Genomic DNA, 17,902 nt, shown 5'->3' with positions numbered 1-17,902 from the left:
ACTGGCGCACACCAATCGAGATCTTCCTGCTTAATTTACGTCATTAAATTCGTTCAAGTTATTTCTTGCAATCTGCCAATAAAAAAGCATCGCTACCCTTTCCGTAGCGATGCTGATTATCAAAGGGTGATGTTTTCCAGATTAAGAAATTGACGTTTACGTTCAAGGCCACCGCTGTAACCGGTGAGCCGGCCGTCTTGGCCAACAACTCGGTGGCAGGGTACAATCAGCAAGACCGGGTTTTTGCCCACGGCATTTCCCACGGCACGCGGACTGCTGTTGAGCTGGTCGGCCAGCTGACTGTAGGTTTGGACTTGGCCGTAGGGGATAGTGAGCAGGGCCTGCCAGACTGACTTTTGAAAGGTTGTCCCGGTGAGGTGAAGGGTCGGGGCCTTTTCAGGAGTCTTCCCCGCAAAGTAAGTGTCCAGCCAGGCGATGGTATCTTGAATGATCTGATTGGTGGTGGGAGTACTTGTTACATTTTGATCAGTGAAGTGCAGGCTCGTGAGTCCACCTTCATCGGCGGTGATTTCAATCGGCCCGAGTGGTGATAAGTAATTAGCTTTGGTATTCATCAAATTAATCCTCAATTCTTGAAGTGCAGTGTTTCCTCGATCGGCTGCCGGGCGGAGCGGTAGGTGTTGATCGTGGTCTTAGCAGGATAGCCAAGGGATACCCCAACAATAAACCTTTCGTTCTCAGGAACACCGAGAACTCGGTGAAGGATTGCCGGGAAGCGGACGCTGTTGTAGGTGGGGATGGTCCCCAGGCCTTCCGCGGTGGCGACCAGCATCAAGTTCTCCGCGAACAGTCCTGCATCAAAGATCGACCAGTCTGGGGTATTCTGGGGAATGGTGATGTAAAGGATCACTGGTGAATCGTACAGGCTTTCACTGGCCTGGGTCATCTTGGCGTGGGCCTCATCGAAGTCCGCAAAGTGGTGGACGATCTCGTGTCGCCACTGTTTCATGTTGGCTTGAGCCTGACTGTCCCAGTCTTCGCGACTCATCACTGCCAGATCGGGGTTCCCGTGATTACCGGTGGCGTCCTGTTCACGATAGGCATCCTTAATCGCTTGCAGTGCCTTACCCGTTGCACAGTAGACCTGCCAGGGTTGAGAGTTCACCCACGATGGAGCTCGCTGTGCCAGTTCAACAATCTTGGTAATGGTTTGTTTACCGACGGGCTGGTCCGTAAACTGCCGGACTGAATGGCGCCGGTTGATTGCATCTTGTAATTCCATTGTTTTCCCTCCGTTCTTAAATGATCTGCCTAAATTTTAGCATGATTATTCTCGTAATTAACAATGCGTTACTTGTGAAAATGTATTATCCTAATGGTAGAGAAATTATTACGATTATTCTGAGGTGAGAAAAATGAATAAGGCACGACTTGAAGCTTTTACCGATGCTATTATTGCGATCGCGGCGACGATTATGGTGCTTGAATTGTAGATTCCTAAAGAGCCGACTTTTCGCGGTCTCCTAGGCGAGTGGCAGACTCTCCTGGCCTACGTGATCAGTTTTGTTTATATCTATGTTGTCTGGTTTTCCCACCACAACATCTTCAAGAAGGCAACGGTCATTACAACCCGTACCTTCCTGTACAATGGGGTGTGGCTGTTCCTGTTGACGCTGGTGCCATTCACCACGAAATGGGTAGGGAGTGAGACTCAGGCGACCTTCCCAGAATTCCTGTACGCCTTCATCATGCTGATGTGGAGTCTGATGTTTGAGGTGATGGATCGGCAAATCCTACGGGATAACCCGAATGCTGAGAAGGACCCGACCAATTCCCGGGCATACCGGTTGGCATTGTACGATGGCTTTGTCCTGGCAATGGTCGCGGCCTTCATTTCACCGTTGGGCAGCCTGTTTATCATGGCACTGACCAGCATCATCCTGATAGTAAGAATGTTCTTTATGGAAATGTAGGAATAAGTATCCGATAAAAAGATAGCATCACTACAAGAACTAACTTATTCTTGTGGTGATGCTTTTTTATTATCATAAATAGGCTGAACTCATGATTAAATTTATTTTTAAATAAAAATATTCATTTTAAGAAGATAGTTAACGCCGTGTATCATTGCTGATGATTGAATAGATAAAATTATAAACAGGATCACTGGAGAGAATTAATTGTCCAAATTAGTTTGACAATCAAAATAGTTTTCAATATAATTTGAGCATCGAATACTTTGATATTCGAAATACTTTTCAAAGAGAAAGTTGGTGTGATGTTGGCATTAATGACGGCTCAGGAAGTTATGGATTTAATTCCGAATCGCTATCCAATTTGCTATATCGATTATGTCGATTCGATGGTTCCAGGGGAGAGCATCGTGGCGACCAAGAACGTGACGATTAACGAATCGTTCTTTCGCGGCCACTTTCCCGGGAACCCGGTAATGCCTGGTGTATTAATTATTGAGACCTTGGCACAAGCCGCCTCGGTATTGATTCTCAAGTCACCAGAATTTTACAAGAAGACGGCGTACCTCGGTGCCATTCACAAGGGAAAGTTTCGTCGGATGGTTAAACCCGGTGACGTGATGAAGCTGCATATCAAGATGCTCAAGAAACGCAAGCAGATGGGGATCGTTGATGCAGTGGCCACCGTTGATGATAAGAAGGTCTGCAGTGCTCAGCTGGTATTCATCGTCGCCGAGCGTCAAGCAAAGATTTAAACGCTTGTTTCGACTATAATGTATTTTGATATCTAAATTATTTGATAAAACAAAATAAAGGGAGAATACATTATGGCTGACGAGTACCAACGAATCAATAAAGCACTTATTAAAATTTATAATGGCATTTTATGGGTTGAAGAGAAAGAGCTTTGCAAGAGTACCTTTAGCGATTTGACCATCAAGGAACTCCATGCGATCGACGCAATTTCAATGTACGACCACCAGACGGTATCACAAGTAGCCAAAAAGCTCCACTTGACACCGGGAACGATGACAGCGATGACTGATCGCTTGATTCGCAAGGGCTACGTTGAACGCCGGCGCGATGCTGAGGACCGGCGCATTATCCGTCTCTACCTGACGAAAAAAGGACGGGTGCTGTATCGGGCTCACCGGGCCTTCCATAACATGATGGTTAAAAGCTTCCTGAAGGACATGGATGATCAGGAACTCAAGATCATTAACAAGGCCATCGTCAACCTGGAAGACTTTTTGGATGAACACTCCTAATTAAGTAAGGAAAGATCAGTAGTGAATGATTGGAAAATTATTAGTACCGCAGCGGTAGTTCCTGAAAAGGTTGTCACCAATGATGAGCTGAGTCAGATGATGGACACTTCTGATGAGTGGATCAAGTCACGAACCGGGATCGAACGGCGCCATATCAGTATCGGCCAGAATACCAGTGACTTGGCGGCAGCGGTTGGTCGAAAGCTACTTGCCCAAAGTGGGTGGGCAGCCGGGGATGTGGACCTGATTATCGTGGCGACCATGTCACCGGATTCCTACACACCCGCGACGGCCGCCCGTGTTCAGGGCAAGATCGGTGCTGATCATGCAGTAGCGTTTGACGTTTCGGCGGCCTGCTCGGGCTTTGTCTATGCCCTGACAGTTGCCAGTGCAATGCTAAAGCTGCCGTACTTTAACCGGGCAATGGTGATCGGCAGCGAGGTCCTATCAAAGCTGCTGGACTGGCATGACCGTTCGACGGCCGTCCTGTTTGGTGATGGGGCTGGCGGGGTCCTGCTCAGTACGACCCCCGACCACCATGTGCTGGGTGCCGACCTGGCGAGCTTTGGTGACCTTAGTGAGAAGATCGTGGCGGGCCAGACAACCGTGGCCGCGGATTTCCCCGGGCCGGTTACTGAGGTGACCCCCTTTGCGATGGATGGTCGGGCGGTTTACAAGTTTGCTACCCATGCCGTCCCGGCGTCAATCAGGCGGACCGCGGCCGATGCCGGTATCAGCCTTGACCAGGTGGACCACTTTATCCTCCACCAGGCCAACGCCCGAATTATTCGGCAGGTTGCCAGGCGGCTGGATCAGCCACTGACCAAGTTTCCAATCAATATCAATGAGTATGGAAATACGTCCGCGGCCAGTGAGCCGATCTTACTAGCCGAATGTATTGAAAAAGGCATGGTAAGGCGTGGCGAGACAATTGTGCTGGCCGGCTTTGGTGGCGGACTAACTACTGGAACAATAATAATTAAATACTAAATATAGAAAGAGGAATTTAAGGCTATGACTAAAGAAGAAATTTTTAATGATGTTAAGGCAATTGCAGTGGACGAATTAGAGGTTGATGCAGATAAGGTCACCATGGATGCCAAGATCCAGGACGACCTGGGTGCCGACAGTCTCGATGTTTTTGAGATCATGAACGAACTGGAAGACAAGTACGACATCGAATTGGACAGCGATGAATCCGTAACGACGATTGCTGAAGTCGTGGACCTCGTTGCCAAGCAGATTGCAGCCAAGGACTAGTAAAAGATGAAAATAGGACTGTTATTTAGCGGTCAGGGGGCCCAGAAGCCTGGGATGGGATTGGATTTTTTATCTGATCCTCTTTTTGAAAGTATCATTTTTCAGGGAAGCGCGGCCACGGGTCTGGACCTTAAGCAGATCATGGCCAGTGAAAACGGCGAACTGAAGGAAACAAAAAATGTTCAACCGGTATTGGTGGCGGTGAGCTATGGGATTTACCGGATGTTGAAGCGGGACCTGCCTAAGCTCCCAGTCGCGGCAATGGCCGGTCTATCGCTGGGTGAGTATGCGGCCCTGATGGCTAGTGAGGCATTACCGTTTGAAGATGATATTCAGCTGCTGGCGGATCGTGGCCGGTACATGCAGGTGGATGCCGATCAAACGGCCAGTTCAATGGCGGCCGTTTTGAACCCGGATGTTAAGAAGGTCGAAGCGGTCTGTGACCGTTACGCCCATGTTTGGGTGGCCAACTACAATTCGCCGGCCCAGCTGGTGATCGGCGGGACCGTCGATGAGGTTCAGCAGGCCGTTAGCGAGCTGAAGGAACAGGCGGCTGCCAAGCGGGTGGTTATCCTGCGGGTGAGCGGTGCCTTCCACACGCCGCTTTTCAATGGTGCCCGGCAGAAGATGCATGACCGGTTGGCTAAGGAATCGTTTGCTCAGCCAGTCGTGCCGGTCATCAGTAATACGACCGTTACTGAATTTCAGGGTGATGAAATTGCGGCGATTATGGAACGGCAGCTGGCGGTGCCAACACACTTTGGGGCTGATGTGGCCTTTATGGTGGAGCACCAGGGGATTGATGCCACACTTGAAATTGGCCCGGGCAAGACACTTTCCCGTTTCGCCAAGCAGGTAAACCCGCAGTTGAAGCGGGCTAATATCGCCACGATGAAGGATTATGCGACCTATGTAAAGGAGAATCAGCAATGGAGTTAACAAACAAGGTAGCCCTGGTGACCGGGAGCAGCCGGGGAATCGGGGCTGCCATTGCCACAACCTTCCTAAAGGCAGGGTGCCGGGTCATTCTTAACGGACGTCATGAACTGACAGCTGAACAGGAAGCGACCTTCACGGCTACTGGCGGTCAGTTCACGTACTTCCAGGGGAACATGGCTGAACCCGCTGACGTTAAGCGGTTGGCTAAGGAAGCCTGGGATGCATATGGCCAGGTTGATATTCTGGTCAATAATGCCGGTATTAACCGTGACAAGTTATTTATCGGGATGGATCAGGAAGACTTCGACGACGTGATTGCGGTTAACCTCCGGGGACCATTTTTACTAAGCAAGTTAATTCTTAAGAAGATGTACAAGCAGCGGCAGGGCAGCATCATTAACCTGGCCAGCGTGGTAGGCCTGCACGGTAATGCCGGTCAGGCCAACTACGCTGCTAGTAAGGCCGGCCTGATCGGGTTGACCAAGACGGTCGCCCGTGAAGGGGCTTTGCGAGGAATTCGTTGTAATGCCATTGCGCCGGGAATGATTGACAGTGAGATGACCGCCAAACTTTCCGCTAAGGTGAAGAAGCAGATCAGTAGTCAGATCCCGTTAGGCCGCTTTGGAAAGCCAGAAGAGGTTGCCCGGGCGGCTCGCTTCTTGGCAGAGAATGACTACGTTACCGGTCAGGTAATCGTGGTCGATGGTGGAATGACCATTTAGGAGTGAAAAAAATGACAAGAGTAGTAATTACAGGAATGGGTGTTGTGGCACCTAATGGTAATGGCTTGAGGGCTTTCGTTGAGAACACCCTTGCCGGGAAGATCGGGATTAAAAAGATCAGCAAGTTCGATGCCGAGCCGACCGGGATTGCGGTAGCTGGGGAAGTTGATGATTTTGACCCCCGTGCCGTTGTCGGTAAGAAGGCCGCGCGGCGGATGGACCTGTATTCCCAGTACGCCGTCCAAACCGCGGTGGAAGCACTGGAGATGGCCGGAATCAACGAAGAGAACACCAAGCCCACGGACCTGGGGGTAATCTACGGTTCCGGAATCGGCGGCCTGACCACGATTCAGGAGCAGATTATCAAGATGCACGATAAGGGCCCTAAGCGGGTTTCGCCAATGTTCGTGCCAATGGCAATTGCCAACATGGCGGCCGGAAACATCGCTATCCGGGCCAATGCCCAGAATATCTGTACCTCAATTGTCACCGCCTGTGCAACCGGGACGAACAGTATCGGTGAAGCTTACCGGCAGATCAAGGAAGGCCGGGCCCAGGCAATGATTGCCGGTGGGGCCGAAGCCTCCGTCAACGAGATCGGGATCTCTGGCTTTGCGGCATTAAATGCTTTGTCAACCACTACCGATCCACTGAAGGCTTCCAAGCCCTTTGACCGTGATCGCAACGGTTTCGTCCTTGGTGAGGGTGGCGGGGCCCTAGTCTTGGAGAGCCTCGAACACGCCCAGGCGCGTGGTGCCAACATTATCGGCGAGGTTGTCGGTTATGGTGCCACGGGTGATGCCTACCACATCACAGCTCCTGATCCAGAAGGAAAGGGTGCTGCCCGGGCCATGCAGCAGGCAATTGACGAGGCCGGAATCAAGCCAGCAGAGGTTGCCTACATCAACGCTCACGGGACGGCTACCCATGCCAATGACAGTGGTGAAGCCCTTGCTATTAACAAGGTCTTCGGTAAGGACAGCGATGTGCTGGTCAGCTCTACCAAGGGGATGACTGGTCACCTGCTGGGTGCTGCCGGGGCCATTGAGGCGGTCATTACGGTCGCTGCCCTACAACAGGGGAAGCTACCGATGAACGTTGGCTGCGAAAACCAGGATGAGGAGTGCCAAATCAACCTGGTTGACAAGGAAAACCAGGTTGCACCAGACGCTCAGTACGCGCTCAGTAACTCCTTTGGCTTTGGTGGTCATAATGCGGTGTTAGCTTTTCGTAAATGGGGGTAACATACTTGGAATTTAATGATATTCAAAAATTAATGACCGAGTTCGAGAAATCATCGACGCGGGAATTAAAGATTGATGACCAGGATTTTCACCTTTATTTAAATAAAAATGAACAATCGGCGGTAACGCCAGCAATGCCCAAGACTATCGATAACGCGAAACCAACTGTGGACAAGACATCTGCTGCCAAGGCTGCAAACGAAAGTACGATCAAGGCCCCGCTCGTGGGGACGGTCTACCTTCAGCCTAAGCCGAACAAGCCAGCCTATATTAAGATTGGCGACCAGGTTCATAAGGGAGACGTGGTCTGTGTGATTGAGGCGATGAAGATGCTCACCGAAGTTAAGAGTGATCGCGACGGTACGGTCAAAGCAGTTAACGTTGAAAACGGCGACCTGGTCGAATTCAACCAACCATTATTTACGATTACGGAGGGTTAACAATGGCAAAAGTAGATTTAGATTCAACGGCAATTCAAAAGATCATTCCCCATCGTTACCCCATGCTCTTGATTGACCGGGTCGAAGAATTGGAACCCGGTAAGATGGCGGTGGCCAAGCGGAACGTAACGATTCATGAAGAAGTCTTCAATGGGCACTTTCCCAACAACCCGGTGCTGCCGGGAGCATTGATTGTCGAGTCCCTGGCCCAAACTGGGGCGGTAGCGCTGCTATCGGCGCCGGAGTTTAAAGGCAAAACCGCCTACTTTGGTGGTATTCATTCCGCCGAGTTCCGTAAGGTGGTGCGCCCGGGTGACTCAATGCGGCTCGAGGTCGAATTGACCAAGATCCGGGGAAATATTGGTGAAGGGAAAGGAATTGCGACGGTCGACGGCCAAAGAGCCTGCACCGCCGAACTAACTTTTATGATTGGCTAGGTGAATGAGATGTTTTCGAAGGTTTTAGTTGCCAACCGTGGTGAGATTGCTGTCCGGATTATCCGTTCTTTACGGGAATTAGGGATCAAGTCGGTGGCGATCTATTCAACCGCTGACCGGGAGAGCCTTCACGTGCAGTTGGCAGACGAGGCAGTGTGTGTTGGGACCGCGAAGCCGCAAGATTCATACCTGAATATGCAGAATATCTTGGCGGCGGCGGTCGGCACCGGTGCCCAGGCCATCCATCCCGGTTTTGGCTTTCTCTCCGAAAATGCGGAATTTGCGGAAATGTGTGCGGAATGCGGAATCACCTTTATCGGCCCGCACGCCAAAACCATCGACCTGATGGGTAACAAGGAACACGCTCGGGAACAGATGAAAAAGTCTGGCGTTCCCGTGATTCCTGGTAGTGACGGCTACATTCGGGACTACGCAACGGCCGAAAAGGTTGCCCAGAAGATCGGTTATCCGGTCCTGTTAAAGGCGGTGGCCGGTGGCGGTGGTAAGGGAATTCGCCGGGTAGACAAGCCTGGCCAGATGGCACGGGCATTTAACGAGGCCCAGAGTGAGGCCCGCCTGTCCTTCAACGATGACCAGATGTACCTGGAAAAGATCATGGAGAATGTCAAGCACATCGAGGTGCAGGTCTTTCGTGACCGCTTTGGCAATGCCGTTTATTTCCCGGAACGGGACTGCTCCCTGCAACGTAATAAGCAGAAGGTGTTGGAGGAAAGCCCCTGTGCATTGGTGACGCCTGACCAGCGGCGTGAATTAGGACAGCTGGCCCTCAAGGCGGTCAATGCCATTGACTACCTCAATACGGGAACATTGGAATTCCTGATGGACCATGACCACCATTTCTACTTTATGGAAATGAACACCCGTATTCAGGTTGAACATACGGTGACTGAGATGGTAACCGGGATTGACCTGGTGAAGGCCCAGCTGAGGGTGGCGGCTGGTGAAAAGCTGCCGTTTACTCAGGACGATGTTAAGTTGAACGGGGTCGCCATCGAATGTCGGATCAATGCTGAGGACCCGGCGCATCACTTTATGCCGTCAACCGGGAAGGTCAACTACCTTTACCTGCCGGTCGGCAACCTGGGGATGCGGATCGATACCGCCCTTTACCCGGGAACTACGGTGACCCCATTTTACGATTCGATGATTGCCAAGGTGATTGCCCACGGTCACACGCGCCAGGAGGCTATTCAAAAACTCAAACGCCTGCTCAACGAGATGGTGATTATGGGAATCCACACCAACCAGAACTTCCACTTGGCAATTTTGAATGACCCGCATTTCATCAGTGGGCACTTCACAACGGCCTACCTGGAAGATGAATTTTTACCACGGTGGAGAGGAGGACAGCCAAATAATGAAGCTGTATGAACAAGACAACACGCTTACAGCCCAGCACGTCAAGGCTGACCGGCAGGCGGACGCCAAAGTCCCGGATGGCTTGTGGCACAAGTGTCCCAAGTGCGGGACAACTATTCTTTCTAAGCAGATCAATGAATTTGCGACCTGTCCAAACTGCCACTATGGCTTTCGAATCGGCGCCCACCAACGTTTGAAGTGGGCCGTTGATACGTACACCGACCTTGACGAAGACCTGCAGACAACCGATCCGCTTAACTTTCCGGGATACCTCGCTAAGCTGAAGGCTAGTCAGGAGAAGACGGGGTTGAATGATTCCGTCCTGACGGGGGAGGCAAAGATCAAGGAGGAGCACTTTGGCTTTGGCGTGATGGATCCCAACTTTATCATGGGTTCCCTAGGTTCGGTGACCGGCGAGAAACTGACCCGACTCTTTGAACGGGCGACGGCTAAAAAATTGCCGGTAGTGCTCTGGACCGCCTCGGGTGGGGCCCGGATGCAGGAAGGTATTATGTCACTGATGCAGATGGCTAAGGTGGCTAACGCGGTGGCCCAACATTCCGCTGCTGGACTACTCTACATTGTGGTATTAACTGACCCGACAACCGGGGGTGTCACCGCAAGCTTTGCCATGCAGGGTGATATTACCCTGGCGGAACCGCACGCCTTGGTAGGCTTTGCCGGCCGGCGGGTGATCGAGCAGACAATTCACCAGAAGATTCCGGCGGACCTACAGGACGCGGAAAACTTACAGAAGCACGGCTTCGTTGACCGGATCGTCCAGCGTGAGCACGAGAAAGAATTATTGTACCAGCTGTTGAAGTTAGGAGGTGACCCCAGTGACAGATAAGAATGCATCAGCAATTGTCGCCGCCGCGCGCAGTGACCAGAAGATCACCACTAAAGAACTGATCCAGCAATTATTCCCTGATTTTATCGAACTACATGGTGATCATCTCGGCACTGATGACCCGGCAATCATTGGCGGCCTGGCCTCGTTTAACAACCAGCCGGTTACAGTGATTGCGACTGATCGAGGGAAGACGGTTGAGAAGCGGATGGCGACTCACTTCGGTTGTCCAACTCCTGGTGGCTACCGTAAGGCGTTACGTTTGGCCAAGCAGGCCGCTAAGTTTCACCGGCCAATCCTGTTCTTCGTCAATACACCGGGGGCCTACCCGGGGAAGTCGGCCGAAGAGAATGGGCAGGGCGCGGCGATTGCGGATAATCTGCTCCAGATTGCCCAGCTGCCCACGCCCATCATCACCGTTATCTTTGGTGAGGGTGGCAGCGGTGGTGCTTTGGCCCTGGCTTGTGGTGACGCGGTCTGGATGCTGGCCAACAGCACATACTCGATCCTGTCGCCAGAGGGTTTTGCGTCGATTCTCTGGAAGGACAGTCGGCGGGCTGGAGAGGCCGCCGAGATCATGCAATTGACGCCAACTAGTCTGCTAAAGAAGCAGGTAATTGAAGGAATCATCGCCGAACCTGCCGACCACCAACAGGTAACCGAGAATATTAGTGCAGTTCTGACCCGCGAGCTGACGCGGCTGGAGCAATACTCGCCGGAAGAACTGATGAACAAGCGGCACCAGCGTTACCGTAAATTTTAGAATAAGGAGAAATTCACGAATGGGGATTTTAGATAACAAGAAAATCATTGTGATGGGCGTTGCCAATAAGCGATCCATCGCCCGGGGATGTGCGCAGGAGATGGCCAAGCAGGGGGCTGAGATCATCTATACCTACCAGAACGCGCGGATGAAGAAGAGCGTCAGCCGCCTGGTTAATGATGAAACCCGCCTGATCGAATGTGACGTTTCCAGTGACGAGAGCATTGACGATGCGTTTCGGGAAATCAAGGACCGGTTCGGCAAGGTCGACGGGATCGTCCACGCCATCGCCTATGCGCGTAAAGAGGAATTGGACGGTTCCATCCTGTCAACAACCCGTTCTGGTTACGCCCTGGCTCAGGATGTGTCGGCTTACTCACTGTTGGCCGTCAGCAAGAGTGCCCATGCCTTGGAGCTGCTCAACGACCCGGCCAGCATCGTCACCCTGACCTACTTTGGATCCGAACGGGCAATTCCAAGCTATAACGTGATGGGGGTTGCCAAGGCGGCCCTCGAAGCCAACGTTCGCTACCTGGCCCGGGATATGGGTGAATTTGGTGTCCGGGTGAACGCCATTTCCGCCGGGGCAATGAAGACCCTGGCGGTTACCGGAATCGGTGGCCACTCAGACCTCTTGAAGGTTTCCCAAGAACGGACCGTCGACAACAAGAGTGTTACCCTGGCAGAAATTGGGGGCACCTGTGCCTTCCTGATGAGCGACTTGTCGACAGGGGTTGTCGGTGACGTCATCTACGTTGATAAGGGCGTTCACCTGATCTGAGATGGTAGAAAAACTAACGGGGCCCGCGATTGAGCAGGCCATTGCTGGTCGGGCCAAGATTAAGGTAGTCGTCGTGGAACAGACCGAGTCGACCCAATTGCTGGCGAAAAACTACCTGGCTCACCATAATAATGAGGAACCGGTTGTCTTTGTTGCTAACCAGCAGAGCGGCGGTTATGGGCAGCACGGGCGGCACTTTTATTCCCCGGCCGAAAGCGGTATTTATTTGAGCTTATTGCTCCCGCCGCAGCGCCTTCAGCAGCTACGAAAGGCAGGCCTATTAACCACCAGTGTTGCCGTAATCCTGGCAGAGGTTCTTGAACAGTATTTTCCGCAGGTGCACCTGAGCCTGAAATGGGTAAACGATGTGTTCCTGGGGCCAAAAAAGGTTGCCGGGATCTTGACGGAAGCCGTTTATCAGCTGGGCACTCCAGCCGCTTCTCTTATCATCGGCATCGGGGTCAATCTCACGACCCAGAACTTCCCCGCTATGCTTGCTAACAAGGCGGGGGCGCTGGGGGAAGCTGACAATGTCGATCACAATCAACTGGTGGCAGACCTCCTGGTGGCCTTAATCAGAATGCTTGCTGATTACGCTGACGGCAAGTACCTGGCGGAATACCGACAGCGGTGCTTCCTTTTGGGGAGAACCGTTGCCGTTAAGACCGCGCGGGGAGTAAGCAAAGGGATTGCCGTGGACATTAGTAAAAACGGCGGCCTGGTGATTGACTGCGATGGAAAGCGCCAAATTATTCATAGCGGTGAAGTTGAGAAGGTTAACTTCTAGGAAAGTAAATAAAAGCAACATCCCCTAAGCTGGGTTAACTCAACTTAGGGGATGTTGCTTTTTAAATAGGAATATTAATGATGGCGCTTGCTGCGAACTGCGGCCCGAATCTGGGGATAGCGGGCGAGCAGGCAGCCGCCGTAGGTAAAACTCGTGGCGACGTTTAAGATCCAGACGTACCAGGTGCTGTGCCCCCGCAGCATGGCCACTACGGAGAGGTCCTTCAAGATTTCAGTAAACAGTTCTTGGGAGACCTCATCGACATTGAGCCGGGCACCGTAAAATACTTTGACACCAATGCCGATCGCAAAAGACACCAGCTAGCCGAGTAGGTAGGGCCAGTTTCTTTTGACCTCCAGGATCGGCCGCTGGTGGGTGTCGAACTTATTGGTGTCCCGCACCTGGGTCCGCCCGGCTTGAAGAAAGCCAATTGCCACCCCGATCAGCACCAGGGTGATTGCCAGACCAGCCGCTGTTAGGGACCGGACGCTTTTGAGGCTTAGAATCATCATGATTGCCGAGTAGACCGGGATGATCACTAGGTCAAAGCGGGTCACCTTTTCGTAGGTGAACGTCCCCTTAATGAACTTGTAGACGAGTAGAACAATAAAGATATCCATTAATACTAACCTGACTTTGCTTGAAATTACATTCGTATTTTACTACAGGTTATTGGTGGGGTGACTTTTAATTTTAGTGACGAGGAGGCAAGCAATCAGGGTGATCAGGACGGTGGTCCCGAATGACCATTGGTAGCCGTGGATGGTTGCAAGACTGGTGCTGGTATTATGTGCAGTACTCCAGTTAGCAACGATGCTTTGGACGGACATGGCCAGGGCGGTCCCAAAGGAATTGGCGACCTGAATCATCGTCACGATGATGGTGTTGCCCGAAGTTACCTGTTCCCTCGGCAGGGCATTGAGCGCGTAGACTTCGGCTGGGGTGTAGGACAGGATCAAGCCGGCGCAGCGAATGGCGTAGAGGATAGTGACTAAGATAATCCCCGTGCTGGCATTGTAGAACATCATTGGGATGGCTGCGACCAGACCAATGATGGTTCCCACCATGGCCAGTTGCTTGATCCCAAACTCATCGTACAAACGACCAGCCAGCGGGGAAAGGGCCGCCATTGCTAGTGCGCTGGGAATCATCACCATCCCTGACACGATCGGACTAACCTTGAGAATGTCTTGGTTGAACAGGGGAAGCGTCAGCTCGGGAGCCATAATCGCGGCTGTGACCAGTAGCGTAATTGCTAACCCCAGGCAGTAGCGCTGTGAACGAAAGACACGCAGGTCGAGCAAAGGATTGGTAATCTTAAATTGGCGTCTAACGAAGATTGTCAGTAAGCCAATTCCCAGAAGGGCCATCAGGATGGTAATGATAATACTTTGGTGGCTTTCCCCACAGCGCCCTAAAAGGACCCCAGGCCGGTAATTGCCAGGCCGGCCGAGGTACTGTCAATGGTGACTGCCGCGGGTTCAATCACGTTACGTACCCAGAATTGGGTAGCGATGATCGTGAGGACCGTGATGGGGATTAAGATGATGAAAAGCATCCGCCAGCTGTAGAACTCCAGGATGACGCCGGAGAGGGTTGGCCCAACTGCTGGGCCGAGGTTGATGATGATCCCGGCAATCCCTAGTGCCAATCCCCGGTGGCGTGCGGGGATGATGATTGTGAGAACGTTAGTAACCAGCGGCATATTAATTCCGACCGCGGCTGCTTGAATGAGTCGTCCTAACAGTAAGAAGTGGAAGTTTGGTGCGAAGGTTGCCACCAAAGAACCGACTAGAAAGACGCTCATGGTAATGGTGAACAGCCGCTTCAGTGCAAACCGCTTCATGCAGAAGTGGGCCAGGGGCATTACCATGCCGGCAACAAGCATGTAGCCGGTATTGAGCCACTGGGCACTCATCTGGGTGACGTGGGTTTCCTTCATGATCATCGGGAGACCGTTGTTCATCAATGTCTCTGCCAGGGTAGTGATGAAGCTTCCCGTTAAGAGGGTCGCCATCATTAGAAGAATGGTGGTTCGTTTTCGTGTCATCGATGACGCCCTTCTATTGCCATTCAAAGACCGGATGTTCCTGATTGACAATCCCGTGCTGGGTCGTTACGCCGAAGATTGCCTGTAATTGCTCAGCCAGGTCAGCGACGGCTTGATCAACCTGGTCCTTGTTGACATCCGCAAAACCATCGATGGGGAAGAAGACACTGGTGGTGTCAGCGGTGATCTTTCCCTGGTCACTCTGCCGCCAGGTCCACCGCCGTGTCCGCACCTCGTTGCCGACCGCGTAAACGACCTCGTTTTCGTCTGGTGTTTCAACATCGGCAGCGGACTTTCCCAGCGGGACAAATTTATCTGCTGGTTCAGCCAGCCGCATCATGATGTCCGCATGGGCGTTGTCAAGGCTATGGGTCCCCATTGGCAGGGTGTACTTTAGGGAGATGGCATTGTTGAGATCAACTAAAGGGTTGATGTGAGGTAACTGTTTACCCTTTGACAGCCGCTTGAACAGGGTCTCAACCGATCAGGGGTATTTGTTTGGGTTGATGCCAATGCTGCGAAAGGCCTCACGGTAGGGGACGATCTCTGGACGCGTCTTGACGTTAGTGCCATGGAACTTTTTCTGGGCCGCGTGTTCGTATTTTTCCAGTAGCTGGTCAATTACCGGATAGTCACGCTGATTGTTGATTCCATGGGCGACGACCACGCCGACGTACATGGTGGGCAGCTTCTCAAAAATCTCTGGGGTCACAATAAACTTCATAGATATTTCCTCCTAAAAAACAAAAAGCTGGATAAGAAACCCACCGCCGTAGCAGTGCTCTTATCCAGCTTGTAACTTTACAAACCCTCTGAACTTAGGTTATTTAATTTTTGCCTATTGTAGCAATAAGCAGTGTCGCTCGTCAAGGGGCAGAAAGTGTATCTAGATAATGATTAAAATAGGGATGAATTCAGGCAAAAACTTTGTGTTATAGAAAGCGTTTAGGCTACACTTGACCTAGCAAATCATTGGAGGGATCGGTATGAAAAAATATGATGAAATCTTGATCGGTTCAGGTCCGGCCGCCTACGAGATGTCCAATCTCTTGGCCCAGACTGACCACAAAATATTGGTAATTGAAGGCTTCGAGTACGGGGGCACTTGCCCAAACTATGGTTGTGAACCAAAGATTTTCCTGGAAGGGGCAGCGCGGACAGTCCTGCAGTCCCAGCAACTCCTTGGTCACGGGGTTAGCCAGCCGGCCAAGCTAGACTGGTCGGCCCTCATGCAGACGAAGCTCGACCGCTTTGATCCCTGGCCGGCCGAAACGCGGGAAATCATTAAAAAGACCCATGACGTGGAGGATGGCTATGCCCACTTTGTCGATGACCACACCGTCAGTGTCAATGGTCACCAGTACCAGGCCGAACACATCATTATTGCGACCGGCCAGACGCCCAACATTCTCGATATTCCGGGGAAAGAGCACCTGCATACCAGCTATGACCTGTTGTCTTTGAAGAACCTGCCGAAGCGGATTACCGTGATCGGGGCAGGCTTTGTCGGGCTCGAACTGGTGACCCTGGTTGCGGCCGCGGGTGCTGAAGTGACGGTAATTATGCATTCGGATCGGGCCCTGCGGGAATTCACTAAGGCGGAGGATCAGGCGCTGGTCACGGCAATGCAGCAGCGGGGGATCAAGTTCCTCTTCAATGCCGATACGCAGAAGGTTGAGCAGGCTGCGGACGGTTTGAACGTGGTCACAGATCAGGGGACGGTCTCAACCGACTATGTTCTTGATGCGACTGGCCGGCACCCCAACATTGAGCAGCTGGGCCTGGAGAACACCAGCATCGCACATGACCGGCACGGGATCACGGTCGATGGCCACCTGATGACCACGGTCGCCGGGGTCTACGCCATCGGGGATGTGGTGAGTCGTCGCCAGCCTAAGTTAACTCCAGTTGCCGAATTTGAAGGCCAATACCTGTTTAACTACCTAATGGGGAAGAATGACCAGGAGATTGTCTACCCAACGATTGGGCAGGTGGCCTTTACCTTCCCTGAGGTAGCCCGAGTTGGGGTCAGTGCCGATGCGGTTGCTGATGACTCGCAGTACCAGGTCAAGACGATACCGCTCAAGTATGGCAGCCTCTATGCCGGTCAAAACGACCAAGTCAGCACCTTGACCCTTGTCTTTAAGGATCAGCGCCTGGTCGGGGCAAGTGAAATTGGTGACTATGCGGCCGATGACATCAACAATTTCCTGCCAGTTATTGGCCTGGAAATCGATGGTGCAGAGTACAAGCAAAAACTGATTGCCATTTATCCGACCCTTGGCGATAAGGTGGCCGGACTTCTGAAATAGTAACTTAAGAATAATAGCGGCTCCCGTTCGTCGAATTAGAATGGGAGCCGCTATTTAGTTTCTGTATAGTAATATACCTAATTGGTAATTTTCACCTTAGTATTCTCTAGTTATACTGTTAATGTTCGATCGGGCTGGTTAGCTTGCCTTAGAGTATACTCTAGGGTTTATCATGAAAATATGATAAGGAGGGTGATACTCTTATGGCAAAGAACGAAGGGGCCGTCAAGAACGATGTGTTTGGTTTTGGCGAGAAGGATCCCAACGTGGCAAAACACTTTAGTGGGGCAAGCTACCTGAAGGGATTAGTTGTTGGCGATAACAATGTCGACGTCTCGGTTACCAACGTTAACTTTGAACCCGGTTGTCACAATAACTGGCACATCCACCATAATGGTTTCCAGATCATCATGTGTACTGCTGGTGAAGGCTGGTACCAAGAAGAAGGTAAGCCAGCGCAATTGTTAAAGCCTGGGGATGTAGTCACGATCCACGAAGGAGCTAAGCACTGGCACGGCGCAACCAAGGACAGCTGGTTCAAATCAATTGGTATCTGAATTCCCGGCCACTTAAATGTCTTAACTGGCGCACACCAATCGAGATCTTCCTGCTTAATTTACGTCATTAAATTCGTTCAAGTTATTTCTTGCAATCTGCCAAATGAAAAAGACAACTGTCTTAAGTTATCCCCATAACCACTCAGTTGTCTTAGAAAGGATATATTCCTCATGACTA

Annotated in this window: 24 protein-coding genes and 2 pseudogenes; 18 read left to right on the top strand and 8 right to left on the bottom strand. The window is 51.7% G+C overall.

Going from position 1 to position 17,902, the window contains the following annotated elements:
- Positions 1 to 119 precede the first annotated feature (119 nt).
- Both QOS10_RS07100 and QOS10_RS07095 read right to left on the bottom strand, forming a co-directional pair.
- Complete coding sequence (locus tag QOS10_RS07100; protein ID WP_283594750.1) at positions 120 to 575, bottom strand: methylated-DNA--[protein]-cysteine S-methyltransferase; 456 nt, start codon at positions 573 to 575, stop codon at positions 120 to 122.
- A gap of 11 nt (positions 576 to 586) precedes the next feature.
- Complete coding sequence (locus tag QOS10_RS07095; protein ID WP_283594748.1) at positions 587 to 1,243, bottom strand: nitroreductase; 657 nt, start codon at positions 1,241 to 1,243, stop codon at positions 587 to 589.
- Between the two features lie 133 nt (positions 1,244 to 1,376).
- Between QOS10_RS07095 and QOS10_RS07090 the strand changes: the two are divergent.
- From QOS10_RS07090 to QOS10_RS07020, 15 genes and pseudogenes are all read left to right on the top strand, one after another.
- Positions 1,377 to 1,934, top strand: a pseudogene (locus QOS10_RS07090) (TMEM175 family protein).
- Between the two features lie 308 nt (positions 1,935 to 2,242).
- Positions 2,243 to 2,689 carry a 3-hydroxyacyl-ACP dehydratase FabZ gene (gene fabZ, locus QOS10_RS07085; RefSeq protein ID WP_283594747.1) on the top strand — a complete coding sequence of 149 codons (447 nt, stop codon included), beginning with the start codon at positions 2,243 to 2,245 and terminating at the stop codon, positions 2,687 to 2,689.
- Between the two features lie 72 nt (positions 2,690 to 2,761).
- Positions 2,762 to 3,202 carry a MarR family winged helix-turn-helix transcriptional regulator gene (locus tag QOS10_RS07080; protein ID WP_283594746.1) on the top strand — a complete coding sequence of 147 codons (441 nt, stop codon included), beginning with the start codon at positions 2,762 to 2,764 and terminating at the stop codon, positions 3,200 to 3,202.
- A gap of 21 nt (positions 3,203 to 3,223) precedes the next feature.
- Positions 3,224 to 4,192, top strand: a complete 969-nt coding sequence (locus tag QOS10_RS07075) for a beta-ketoacyl-ACP synthase III (protein WP_283594745.1) — start codon at positions 3,224 to 3,226, stop codon at positions 4,190 to 4,192.
- A 24-nt stretch (positions 4,193 to 4,216) separates the two neighbouring features.
- Positions 4,217 to 4,462: an acyl carrier protein gene (locus tag QOS10_RS07070; RefSeq protein ID WP_283594744.1), complete on the top strand. Its 246-nt coding sequence runs from the start codon at positions 4,217 to 4,219 to the stop codon at positions 4,460 to 4,462.
- Positions 4,463 to 4,468: 6 nt separating this feature from the next.
- Positions 4,469 to 5,401 carry an ACP S-malonyltransferase gene (locus QOS10_RS07065; protein ID WP_283594743.1) on the top strand — a complete coding sequence of 311 codons (933 nt, stop codon included), beginning with the start codon at positions 4,469 to 4,471 and terminating at the stop codon, positions 5,399 to 5,401.
- Entirely contained in the window at positions 5,392 to 6,123 is a 732-nt protein-coding gene (fabG, locus tag QOS10_RS07060) for a 3-oxoacyl-[acyl-carrier-protein] reductase (protein WP_283594742.1), read from the top strand. The genes QOS10_RS07065 and fabG overlap by 10 nt, the downstream gene beginning before the upstream one ends.
- Before the next feature lie 11 nt (positions 6,124 to 6,134).
- Positions 6,135 to 7,367, top strand: a complete 1,233-nt coding sequence (fabF, locus tag QOS10_RS07055) for a beta-ketoacyl-ACP synthase II (RefSeq protein ID WP_283594740.1) — start codon at positions 6,135 to 6,137, stop codon at positions 7,365 to 7,367.
- 5 nt (positions 7,368 to 7,372) lie between these two features.
- Complete coding sequence (gene accB / locus QOS10_RS07050; protein ID WP_283594739.1) at positions 7,373 to 7,807, top strand: acetyl-CoA carboxylase biotin carboxyl carrier protein; 435 nt, start codon at positions 7,373 to 7,375, stop codon at positions 7,805 to 7,807.
- Positions 7,808 to 7,809: 2 nt separating this feature from the next.
- Positions 7,810 to 8,244, top strand: a complete 435-nt coding sequence (gene fabZ / locus QOS10_RS07045; protein ID WP_283594737.1) for a 3-hydroxyacyl-ACP dehydratase FabZ — start codon at positions 7,810 to 7,812, stop codon at positions 8,242 to 8,244.
- A gap of 9 nt (positions 8,245 to 8,253) precedes the next feature.
- The gene (gene accC / locus QOS10_RS07040) at positions 8,254 to 9,636 is read left to right on the top strand and encodes an acetyl-CoA carboxylase biotin carboxylase subunit (protein WP_283594752.1); all 1,383 of its coding nucleotides are present in this window, start codon (positions 8,254 to 8,256) and stop codon (positions 9,634 to 9,636) included.
- Complete coding sequence (gene accD / locus QOS10_RS07035; protein WP_283594736.1) at positions 9,623 to 10,474, top strand: acetyl-CoA carboxylase, carboxyltransferase subunit beta; 852 nt, start codon at positions 9,623 to 9,625, stop codon at positions 10,472 to 10,474. Before accC ends, accD begins: the two co-directional genes overlap by 14 nt.
- Positions 10,464 to 11,237, top strand: coding sequence for an acetyl-CoA carboxylase carboxyltransferase subunit alpha (accA, locus tag QOS10_RS07030; protein WP_283594735.1), 774 nt, complete (start codon positions 10,464 to 10,466; stop codon positions 11,235 to 11,237). Before accD ends, accA begins: the two co-directional genes overlap by 11 nt.
- 19 nt (positions 11,238 to 11,256) lie before the next feature.
- Positions 11,257 to 12,018, top strand: a complete 762-nt coding sequence (gene fabI, locus QOS10_RS07025; RefSeq protein WP_283594733.1) for an enoyl-ACP reductase FabI — start codon at positions 11,257 to 11,259, stop codon at positions 12,016 to 12,018.
- Between the two features lies 1 nt (position 12,019).
- Positions 12,020 to 12,805 (top strand): biotin--[acetyl-CoA-carboxylase] ligase, encoded by a 786-nt coding sequence (locus QOS10_RS07020; protein ID WP_283594732.1) that lies wholly within the window; start codon positions 12,020 to 12,022, stop codon positions 12,803 to 12,805.
- Between the two features lie 74 nt (positions 12,806 to 12,879).
- On the opposite strand, the gene QOS10_RS07015 is transcribed toward QOS10_RS07020, so the two are convergent.
- From QOS10_RS07015 to QOS10_RS06990, 6 genes are read right to left on the bottom strand one after another with little or no spacing between them, the layout of a single operon-like run.
- Positions 12,880 to 13,122, bottom strand: a complete 243-nt coding sequence (locus QOS10_RS07015; protein ID WP_283594731.1) for a hypothetical protein — start codon at positions 13,120 to 13,122, stop codon at positions 12,880 to 12,882.
- A 3-nt stretch (positions 13,123 to 13,125) separates the two neighbouring features.
- Positions 13,126 to 13,425 carry a hypothetical protein gene (locus QOS10_RS07010; protein ID WP_283594730.1) on the bottom strand — a complete coding sequence of 100 codons (300 nt, stop codon included), beginning with the start codon at positions 13,423 to 13,425 and terminating at the stop codon, positions 13,126 to 13,128.
- Positions 13,426 to 13,467: 42 nt separating this feature from the next.
- On the bottom strand, positions 13,468 to 14,175 hold the full coding sequence (locus QOS10_RS07005) for an MFS transporter (RefSeq protein WP_283594728.1): 708 nt from the start codon (positions 14,173 to 14,175) through the stop codon (positions 13,468 to 13,470).
- A gap of 44 nt (positions 14,176 to 14,219) precedes the next feature.
- The gene (locus QOS10_RS07000) at positions 14,220 to 14,855 is read right to left on the bottom strand and encodes an MFS transporter (RefSeq protein WP_283594727.1); all 636 of its coding nucleotides are present in this window, start codon (positions 14,853 to 14,855) and stop codon (positions 14,220 to 14,222) included.
- A gap of 13 nt (positions 14,856 to 14,868) precedes the next feature.
- Positions 14,869 to 15,327 (bottom strand): B3/B4 domain-containing protein, encoded by a 459-nt coding sequence (locus QOS10_RS06995; protein ID WP_283594751.1) that lies wholly within the window; start codon positions 15,325 to 15,327, stop codon positions 14,869 to 14,871.
- A 12-nt stretch (positions 15,328 to 15,339) separates the two neighbouring features.
- Positions 15,340 to 15,579: a hypothetical protein gene (locus QOS10_RS06990; RefSeq protein WP_283594726.1), complete on the bottom strand. Its 240-nt coding sequence runs from the start codon at positions 15,577 to 15,579 to the stop codon at positions 15,340 to 15,342.
- A 262-nt stretch (positions 15,580 to 15,841) separates the two neighbouring features.
- On the opposite strand from QOS10_RS06990, the gene QOS10_RS06985 reads away from it, so the two are divergent.
- The 3 genes and pseudogenes from QOS10_RS06985 to QOS10_RS06975 all read left to right on the top strand — a co-directional run.
- Complete coding sequence (locus tag QOS10_RS06985) at positions 15,842 to 17,167, top strand: dihydrolipoyl dehydrogenase family protein (protein ID WP_283594725.1); 1,326 nt, start codon at positions 15,842 to 15,844, stop codon at positions 17,165 to 17,167.
- A 203-nt stretch (positions 17,168 to 17,370) separates the two neighbouring features.
- Positions 17,371 to 17,724 (top strand): cupin domain-containing protein, encoded by a 354-nt coding sequence (locus tag QOS10_RS06980; RefSeq protein WP_283594724.1) that lies wholly within the window; start codon positions 17,371 to 17,373, stop codon positions 17,722 to 17,724.
- Positions 17,697 to 17,795: pseudogene (locus QOS10_RS06975) on the top strand (IS30 family transposase); the annotation flags it as partial. The gene QOS10_RS06980 and the pseudogene QOS10_RS06975, both read left to right, overlap by 28 nt.
- Between the last annotated feature and the right edge of the window lie 107 nt (positions 17,796 to 17,902).

The sequence above is a fragment of the Limosilactobacillus galli genome (assembly GCF_947381495.1).
GTDB lineage: Bacteria > Bacillota > Bacilli > Lactobacillales > Lactobacillaceae > Limosilactobacillus > Limosilactobacillus galli.
This window is presented reverse-complemented; position numbering and strand designations above follow the sequence as displayed.